This is a genomic window from Candidatus Hydrogenedentota bacterium (genome assembly GCA_012730045.1).
Taxonomy (GTDB): domain Bacteria; phylum Hydrogenedentota; class Hydrogenedentia; order Hydrogenedentales; family CAITNO01; genus JAAYBR01.
On the sequence record JAAYBR010000131.1, the window covers coordinates 1 to 8442 of the forward strand.

At 66.9% G+C, this 8442-nt stretch carries 7 protein-coding genes; 5 read left to right on the forward strand and 2 right to left on the reverse strand.

The window, feature by feature from the left end; all coding sequences use genetic code 11:
• Nucleotides 1-71 precede the first annotated feature (71 nt).
• The 4 genes from GXY15_14375 to GXY15_14390 all read left to right on the forward strand — a co-directional run bounded on the left by GXY15_14375 (nucleotide 72) and on the right by GXY15_14390 (nucleotide 4109).
• Nucleotides 72-620: a DJ-1/PfpI family protein gene (locus GXY15_14375; protein ID NLV42394.1), complete on the forward strand. Its 549-nt coding sequence runs from the start codon at nucleotides 72-74 to the stop codon at nucleotides 618-620.
• Nucleotides 621-686: 66 nt separating this feature from the next.
• Nucleotides 687-1535 (forward strand): sugar phosphate isomerase/epimerase, encoded by an 849-nt coding sequence (locus GXY15_14380; GenBank protein NLV42395.1) that lies wholly within the window; start codon nucleotides 687-689, stop codon nucleotides 1533-1535.
• A gap of 58 nt (nucleotides 1536-1593) precedes the next feature.
• On the forward strand, nucleotides 1594-3057 hold the full coding sequence (locus GXY15_14385) for a glutamate--tRNA ligase (GenBank protein NLV42396.1): 1464 nt from the start codon (nucleotides 1594-1596) through the stop codon (nucleotides 3055-3057).
• Nucleotides 3058-3131: 74 nt separating this feature from the next.
• On the forward strand, nucleotides 3132-4109 hold the full coding sequence (locus GXY15_14390) for an ROK family glucokinase (GenBank protein NLV42397.1): 978 nt from the start codon (nucleotides 3132-3134) through the stop codon (nucleotides 4107-4109).
• On the opposite strand, the gene GXY15_14395 is transcribed toward GXY15_14390, so the two are convergent.
• Together GXY15_14395 and GXY15_14400 are read right to left on the reverse strand one after the other, a co-directional pair.
• Nucleotides 4110-6287, reverse strand: a complete 2178-nt coding sequence (locus GXY15_14395) for a hypothetical protein (GenBank protein NLV42398.1) — start codon at nucleotides 6285-6287, stop codon at nucleotides 4110-4112. It abuts the gene before it with no gap.
• 64 nt (nucleotides 6288-6351) lie between these two features.
• On the reverse strand, nucleotides 6352-6852 hold the full coding sequence (locus tag GXY15_14400) for a nucleoside deaminase (GenBank protein NLV42399.1): 501 nt from the start codon (nucleotides 6850-6852) through the stop codon (nucleotides 6352-6354).
• 155 nt (nucleotides 6853-7007) lie between these two features.
• Between GXY15_14400 and GXY15_14405 the strand changes: the two genes are divergently transcribed.
• On the forward strand, nucleotides 7008-7850 hold the full coding sequence (locus GXY15_14405; protein NLV42400.1) for an RNA polymerase sigma factor RpoD/SigA: 843 nt from the start codon (nucleotides 7008-7010) through the stop codon (nucleotides 7848-7850).
• The last annotated feature ends 592 nt before the right edge of the window (nucleotides 7851-8442 follow it).

Below are 8442 nucleotides of genomic sequence, written 5' to 3' on the forward strand. Positions count from 1 at the left end.
GAAAACCAGTCAAACCAGCGGCTAGAATGGCACCAGACGCCCCACGGGCACGAACCAAGGAGGAACGGAACATGGCCAAGGTGCTGCTGCCGCTGGCGGACGGGTGCGAGGAGCTGGAGGCGGTGACAATCATTGACGTGCTGCGCCGTGCGGAGATTGAGGTGGTGGTCGCCGGACTGAAGGAGGGCCCGGTCCGGGCCAGCCGCGGCGTGACGCTGGTTCCCGACACAACCCTGGACGCGGCGCTCGCGCGCGGGGGTTTCGACGCCGTTGTGCTGCCCGGGGGCATGGGGGGCACGCACGCCCTCGCGGCGGATGCGCGGGTGGCCGCCCTGCTGAAGGAGCTCGCGGCGGCGGGAAAAACCGTGGCCGCCCTCTGCGCCGCGCCGCTGGTGCTGGCCCAGGCGGGCCTGCTGACCGGGCGGCGTTTCACAGCGTATCCGGGCGTCCTGACGGACGCCGACGCGGGCGGCACCCAGACCGGCGCCGCCTTGGAGACGGATGGAAACGTGGTCACCTCGCGCGGCCCCGGCACGGCGATGGATTTCGCCCTGACGCTGGTGGAAGTCCTCCGCGGACGCAAGACACGCGAAGAGGTGGAGGCCGGTCTGGTACGATAGAGGCCGTTGTCTAAAGCCGTAACCGTCGGGGATATCTCCCCGCCCAGGAGCACAGGAGTCACAGACATGTTCTTTTCCGGCATTTCCGACGAGTCCGGACAGCCCATTCAGACGCAGATTCAGGCCCACGCCGAGCTGGGGTGGAAACACCTTGAACTGCGGGCCGTGGACAGCGTCAACCTCACCCAGCTTTCCGACGCCGCCTTTGACGCGGTCTATGCGGCGGTCACGGAGGCGGGCATGGGGGTGTCGTGCTTCTCCAGCGCCATCGCCAACTGGGCGCGGCCCGTCACGGGCGATTTCACCGTGGACGTGGAGGACCTGAAGCGCGCCGTTCCCCGGATGCGCCGTTTCGGCACGCCGTTTATCCGCGTCATGAGCTATCCGAACGACCCGAAGGAGCCGGTGGACGAGCGGGAGTGGCGGCGCGAGGCCATCCGCCGCACGAAGGAACTGTCCCGCATCGCCGAGGACGGCGGGATCACGCTGGTCCACGAGAACTGCAGCGGCTGGGGCGGCCTGTCCGCCGAGAACTCCAACATCCTCCTCGGCGAGGTGGACAGCCCGGCGCTGAAGGTGGTGTTCGACACGGGCAATCCCGTGACCTACGGCCAGGACTCCTGGGAGTACTACCAGACCGTCCGCAGGGACATCGTCTACGTCCACATCAAGGATGCGCGGAAGGTGGACGGCCAGGACATCTACACCTACTGCGGCGAGGGCGACGGGTGCGTCCGTGAGATCGTGGCCGACCTGCTGAAGACGGGCTACGACGGCGGGTTCTCCATCGAGCCGCACCTGGCCGCCGTGATCCACACGGGCCAGAAGGCGGACAACGCCCGCCAGCTCTACGAGTCCTACACCGAGTACGGCCGCCGGCTCATGAAGCTGGTGGAGGAGGTCCGGGGGGCCTGAGCGCCGCCCGCGCCCCGTCTTTCCGCCTTTTCGCCCACAACCAGGGAGTTCCCTTTCCATGTCCGAGATTCGCTGCCGCATCGCCCCGTCGCCGTCCGGTTTCCTGCACATCGGCACGGCCAAAATGGCGCTTTTCAACTGGCTTTTCGCCCGCAGCCAGGGGGGCACCTTTGTGCTGCGCCTGGAGGACACGGACGCCGAGCGCACGGAGGAGGAGTATGTGGAGGCCATGTGCGCAGGTTTCCAGTGGCTGGGCATCGAGTGGGACGAGGGCCCGCCGTTCGGCGACGTGCCGGAAAAGGGCGCTTTCGGCCCCTACCGCCAGTCCCAGCGCCGCGACCTGCACCGCGCCGAGGCCCTGCGCCTGCTGGACGAGGGGAAGGCCTACCGCTGCTTCTGCACGAAGGAGGAGCTGGACGCGGAGCGCGAGCGCGCCGCCGCCGAAAAGCGCCCCTACCGGTACAGCGGCAAATGCCGCAACCTGACCCCGGAGGAGGTTGCCGCAAAGGGCGACGCCCCGTGGACCCTCCGTTTCCGGGTGTCCGAGGGCGAGACGGTCATTGAGGACCTCGTGCAGGGACCGGTCCGGTTTAACAACCGGGAGTACGACGACTTCATCATCCTGAAGCCCAACGGTGACCCGATTTTCCACCTGGCCGTGGTGGTGGACGACGGGCTCATGAAGGTTTCCCACGTCATCCGCGGCGACGACCACCTCACGAACGCCGCCCGGCATGTCATGCTCTTCAACGCCCTGGGCTACGCCCTGCCGAAGTTCGCCCACCTGCCCATGGTGCTCGACGAGACGGGCAAGAAGTACAGCAAGCGCCTGCACGGGGCCAACGTGCTCGACTGGCGGGACGAGGGCTATCTGCCTGAGACGCTGATCAACTATGTCGTCATGCTCGGCTGGACCTCCGAGGAGGAGGGGCGCGAGTTTTTCACCCTGGACGACCTGAAGCGCCTGTTCACCCTCAACCGGCTGAACAAGTCGCCGGCCCGCTTCGACCGCAAGAAGCTCGACTGGCTCAACGGCCAGCACCTGCGCCGCCTCACGGTGGAGGACTTCTGCAACCGCGTGCTCCCCTTCATGAACGCGGAGGGGCTGGACACCTCCGCCAAGCCCCGTGAGTGGCTGCTGCGCATGGCGGCCATCTGCCAGGAGAAGGTGCCCACACTCAAGCACATCACCGCGTACACCGACTTCTTCTTCCGCGACGTGGACGCCTACGACGAGAAGGCCGCCGGGAAGTTCTTCGGCCAGCCCGACTCCGAGAAGTGGCTGGAGACCGCCGTCCGTGTCATGGAGGAGGCCCCCGCGTGGACTCATGACGCCCTCAAGGAGGGGTTCGACCGCGCCACCGAGAAACTCCAGACCAAACTGGGCAATCTGGTCAACAGCACGCGCCTCGCCCTGACGGGCAAGCCCGTCGGACCCGGGCTGTTCGAGCTGGCGGAACTGCTGGGGCGGGACGAGTCGCTGGCCCGGATGGCGAAGGCGCTGGCGTTTGTCCGGAAGTGAAAACGGTTGCGGGATTCCGGTAGCATGTAAAGAGATTACCGGGGCGGGCACCGGTCAAGGGAGCTTCGAGTCGCATGAGCAAGGTCATCATCGGCGTGGATCTGGGCGGCACCTTCGTCAAGACGGCCATCGTCTCCACCGAGAAGAAAATCATCGTCAAGGACTCACGGCCTTCCAACGCCGAGGGCGGCCCCAAGGCCGTCATGGACACCATGGAGGACGCCGTGCGCGACCTGCTCGCGACGAACGGCCTGACCCTGGACAACGTGCTCGCCGCCGGATTCGGCGCGCCGGGCCCCATGAACTGGCAGACCGGCATTGTGTTCAGCCCGCCCAACCTCCCCGGGTGGAAGGACGTGCCCTTGGCCGCCGAGATGACGAAGCGGCTGGGCGTTCCCTGCTATGTGGACAACGACGCCAATGTCGCCTGCTACGGCGAGTACTGGCTGGGGGCGGGCCAGGGCGCGGAGTGCGTCGTGGTCTTCACCCTGGGCACCGGCGTCGGCGGCGGCATTGTGGTGTTCGGAAAACTGCTGCGCGGCATAGACGGCACGGCGGCGGAGCTGGGCCACCTGACGGTGCACCGCGACGGGCGGAAATGCGGCTGCGGCTCCCTGGGCTGCCTGGAGGCCTACGCCTCCGTCACCGGCATGGTGCGCACGGCCGCCGACGGCTGGGACACCGCCAAGACGGCACTCAAAGAGACAACGGGCAACGACCCGTCCAAACTGACCGGCAAGATGATCCACGCCGCGGCCGCCGCCGGGGACGCCTACGCCCGGTTTGTGTTCGACGAGACGGCCACCTGGATCGGCATCGGCGCGGCCAGCATGGTGAACGCGCTGAACCCCGAGCGCATCATCCTGTGCGGCGGCATGATCGCCGCGGGCGACATGCTCTTCGACACCGTGCGCCGCGTGGTCCGGGAGAACGCCTTCGAGGTGCCCGCGAAGCGGTGCCAGATACTGCCCGCCGGGCTGGGCGGCGACTCCGGCGTCATCGGCTGCGCGGGCTGCGCCCTCGCGCGCTACGAGGACGAACGGGGGGCCTGATCATCCCGCCTTCTGTGCATTCCCCTTCACCGTCTGACCCAGATTGCGGATGTCCCGGGTGAAGGGGGTGGCCGACCGCCCCCGTTCCAACTGCACGTTGTCCAGCAGGATATCGCAGGAGCCGTCACTGGTCTGAAGGCTCAGCCCGACCATCGGGTCCGGAACGGCCCCCTCCGTGTTCTGTCCCGGAACGACGGGAAACGAGTAGAGCCGCCATTCCGGCGTCAATCGGACCGTGGACACGACGTTCGCCAGATCTCGGTTTCCGAAGGCCAGCACCACCATGCCGCGGGGTGCCCGCCGCTGGTCCGCATCCACGCAGCGGGCCTCAAACGAAATCACATATTCCTCGCCGGCCGCGGCGGCGATCCCCTCCGTCTCCCCGGCAGGCCCCCGCGCGGCCTTCAGCCAGAAGGGCCGGAAGGGCGCCCCCCCGGCGACGCTGGCGGACAATGTCTTGCCGCCGAAACGCTCCCCCTCCGCATTCCGCAGCGTCCACCCCCCCGGCAGGCCATTGCCGGACTCGGGACGCTCAAACCCGCCATCCTCCAGCATGTTCACCGTGTCGCGACCCATGACCCACAGCCCCACCCCGTTCCGCAGCAGCAGGGGCTCCGCCCCCGCCCCCTCCAGCCCCTCCCGGTCCCCCTCCGACAACTGCCCGACGGGACGGGTTACGATCCAGATAGTGCTGTTGCCGCAGAACCCCGCGTTCTTTGCCAGCTCGCCGGTGTTCTCGGGCGCGTACCACCGGAGGGTGGGCGCGATGCCCGCGGCGGTGCGGGGATCCCTTTCCAGGAAGCGCTTCAATGTGTTGTGCGGAAGGAAACCCCATTTGCCGCGTTCCATCGCCAGCACGTCTCCATACTGGATGCGGTCCGCCAGCAGTTCGGCCCGGGGGCGCAGGTCGTCCGTGTCGCCGCCGCGCAGGGTTCCCTGCACGGGGGAGACCCGGAGCAGGCACATCACGGCGAGGATCCCTCCGGCGGCGCACCAGCCCCCGATGCGCCTCATCCGGCCCGGCAACAGGCGGCAGGACAGCGCAAACACCCCCTGCACCCCGGCGGCAAACAGCAGGGTCAGCGAGACGCACTGAATGATGAGGTAGCGTTCCGTCCAGAAATGACCCACACGCAGGAAGAGGAAAGGCAGGTGCATGGCGAGGGGGAAGAGGGCCAGGGCCAGTATCCGGCGCTGGCAGAGCAGGAGAAACACCGCGCCGACCGCCGTGATGGCTAGATAGAAGGACACTGCGGCCGGGCCCGTGGCGGCCAGATAGTGGTTTTCCACGAAACCCCGCCACTGGCCCCAGGTCAGGGCGTACCCCTCCGACGCCCTTTCCGGGGCGTTGGCGACGTCCGTCCGGGTGCCTTCCTTGCTCAGCATCTCGAAGACGGAAGCGATTTTCTTTGTGCCCCCGGAAAGCAGCGTGGAGGGCAGGAAGGCCGCCCCGACAGCCGCCGCACAGCACACGCCCACCAGCAGCACCCTGCCGATCCGCCCGGAAAGGCGGCTGGCGCCCCTTTCAAAGACGACGACTGTCGCCACCGCTGCAAGCGCGGCGGCCAGGGCCGGGATAAAGGAAAGATGGTTGAAGGTCCCCAGAAAGGCCACCAAGAAGACCCAGGCGAGCCTGTGGGCCGACCAGCGTTCCAGAAGGGCGAGCAGCGCGGCGAGCAGGCAGATTTCCGAAAGGAAGACGAAGGCATAGAACCGCATTTCGGCGCTGTACTTGATGTGCAGCGACAGCGTCGTGAGAAAGAGGGCACCCGCAAGGGCGCCTACAAGGCCGATCCTCCGCCGGAATGCGGCCAGAAACACGCCGATGCCGGCCAGTCCGAACAGGAAGTGGGGGATTCTCGCGGCGAGTTCCTCCGCCAGAACGGGGGAGGTGAGCCCGTCCACAAAGACCTTGGAGACCAGCGGGGTCAGGGGGGCGAGATTCGGCACCAGGGCCGTCACCTCGTCCCGAATGGCGTCCCCATAGGTCTTTTCCGCCCACTCCAGCGTGTAGACCTCATCGAGCCAGGGGGTCCGGTCGAGCCGGGGAATCCGCAGTGCCGCCGCCCCCAGCAGCAGTACGGCGAGCAGAACGAGGAATATCCGCTGACTATGTGCCGGGCACCCGCCCTCTTCCTGTGGAGTCCGCTCAAGCGCCCCGCATCCGGCGTTCGGCATGCTGCCTTTCCTCCGCAGTTTCGCAATTATCGGGATGTCATGCGTTCGGAAACACCCCGTCTATTCATTCCTCCGCCGGAGCGTCCGTTTCCCTTTGGCGAGCCGCGCGCCGGATGGCGCGGAAGAATGCCGACAGCATCTCCCCGCACTCCTCCGCGAGCACGCCGCCGGTCACGGCGGGCTGGTGGTTGAAGCGCCGGTCCTCCAGGAGGTTCATCAGGGTGCCGCAGCAGCCCGCCTTGGGGTCGGCCGCGCCGAAATAGACCTCCGGAATGCGGGCGAGGATGATGGCGCCGGAGCACATGGGGCAGGGCTCCAGCGTGACATACATCCGGGTCTCCTCCAGCCGCCACGACCCCAGATGCCCCGCCGCCGCCGTGATGGCCAGCATCTCCGCGTGGGCCGTGGGGTCCTGGAGCAGCTCCCGCTGGTTGTGTCCCCGGCCGATGACCATGCCGCCATGGACAATGACGCAGCCCACGGGCACCTCGCCCTTGCGCAGGGCCTGTTCCGCCTCGCGCATGGCCAGCCGCATGTAGCGTTCGTGTTCGTTTTCGTCCGTCATGGAATTCCCAATCCCCCCGCCCGCCGCCGGATTGCATTATACCCCGGCCCCGTGAAAAAATCATCCTGCGGCCCAGTAGAAATAGAACGCAGCCAGGCGGCGTTCCGTTTTCTGAAGAAGGGCGCGCAAGGGATGCGGCGGACGGTGACCCAACGATGATGGACACGCGCGAAAACGGACTGAGCACCTACCTGGCGGAGATCTCCAAGATCCCGCTGCTGACCCCCGCCGAGGAGGTGCGCCTGGCGCGCGACCTGAAGCGGGGCGGGGAGAGGGAGCACGAGGCGCGGCGGCGGCTCATCATCTCTAACCTCCGCCTGGTCGTCAGCATCGCCAAGAAGTACCTCTACTACGGCCTGCCGCTGCTCGACCTGATCGAGGAGGGCAACCTGGGGCTCATGAAGGCTGTGGACCGCTTTGACCCCGGGCGCGGCTGCAAGTTCTCCACCTACGCCACCTGGTGGATCCGTCAGGCTGTGACCCGCTCCCTGTCCAACCAGGGCCGCACGGTGCGCATTCCCGTGTACATCACGGACAACCTGTCCAAGTACAAGCGGGTGGTGGAGGAGCTTTACCGCAGGACCGGTCGGCAGCCCGAGTTGGAGGAGATCGCCAAGGCCATGGAGTTGAAGGAGGCCGAGGTGCGCCGGCTGCAAACCTTCGCCGAAAGCGTCGCCCCCATGGAGGGCATGGCCTCCCTCGACAGCGAGGGGTTTCACAATCTGCCCGAGGGCACCAGCCCCTCCGCGAACGACCCCGCCATCGAGCAGTGGGTCCGCGACCAGCAGATGGAGGACCTCCTCTCGCAGATCAGTCCCCGCGACGCCACCATCATCCGCTACCGCTACGGGCTGGACGACGGGGCCGTCCACACCCTGGAGGAGACGGGCCGGAAGTTCAAGCTCACCCGCGAGCGCATCCGCCAGATCGAGAAGGACGCCATGAAGCGCCTCCGCGAATACCTGGCGGACAAGAAGAGCGACTACACGCTCCCCTGAAGCGGCACGACACGACGGAGGCCCCCATCCTCCGGGCCGCTTCACCACGGAAGACACCGAGGACACGGAGGGGGGGGATGCTCCGTTTTCCGATACTCCCGCCCCCGTGTTTCCCAGTATTTCCTGTCCCCTCGCTCTCCGTGGCTCCTTGGTGAAGGGCTCTTTCTTCATCCCACCTGTCTGATTTGACCCAGGGCAATCGCACCAAAATGTCCCTCGAGAAACGCCTGCGAGCGGCATGGACGTCCCTTGGTTATGTGATTCTGTCTTTGTTGTCCCAACGGGACATCCGCATATAGCCCAGGCCAGGCCGCCGCCCAAAGGGCCAGGCCTGCCCTGGGTTGCGCGTCCCAAAACACTTCTTGCCCTAAAAGGGCATCCGAAATTTGCGCGCCGGGAAGAAGACAAGGCGGGCGGGACGCCTGCGCTACGAAACCGCGCTCCGCAGTTCTTCTTCGTACCGCAGACGTGGAGCCTGCCTTGTCTTTGGGTATCCACCACAATTTCGGCTGCCCCGTTGGGGCATGGTCCTTCTTTCCCGGCAACCCAGGGCAGGCCTGGCCCTTTGGGCGGCGGCCTGGCCTGGGCTATA

What these genes read in the sequence shown, in the direction of transcription:
- GXY15_14405 (NLV42400.1), top strand. Translation starts at nt 7,008, where the DNA reads ATGATGGACACGCGCGAAAACGGACTGAGCACCTACCTGGCGGAGATC.
- GXY15_14395 (NLV42398.1), bottom strand. Translation starts at nt 6,287, where the DNA reads ATGCCGAACGCCGGATGCGGGGCGCTTGAGCGGACTCCACAGGAAGAG.
- GXY15_14385 (NLV42396.1), top strand. Translation starts at nt 1,594, where the DNA reads ATGTCCGAGATTCGCTGCCGCATCGCCCCGTCGCCGTCCGGTTTCCTG.
- GXY15_14400 (NLV42399.1), bottom strand. Translation starts at nt 6,852, where the DNA reads ATGACGGACGAAAACGAACACGAACGCTACATGCGGCTGGCCATGCGC.
- GXY15_14380 (NLV42395.1), top strand. Translation starts at nt 687, where the DNA reads ATGTTCTTTTCCGGCATTTCCGACGAGTCCGGACAGCCCATTCAGACG.
- GXY15_14390 (NLV42397.1), top strand. Translation starts at nt 3,132, where the DNA reads ATGAGCAAGGTCATCATCGGCGTGGATCTGGGCGGCACCTTCGTCAAG.
- GXY15_14375 (NLV42394.1), top strand. Translation starts at nt 72, where the DNA reads ATGGCCAAGGTGCTGCTGCCGCTGGCGGACGGGTGCGAGGAGCTGGAG.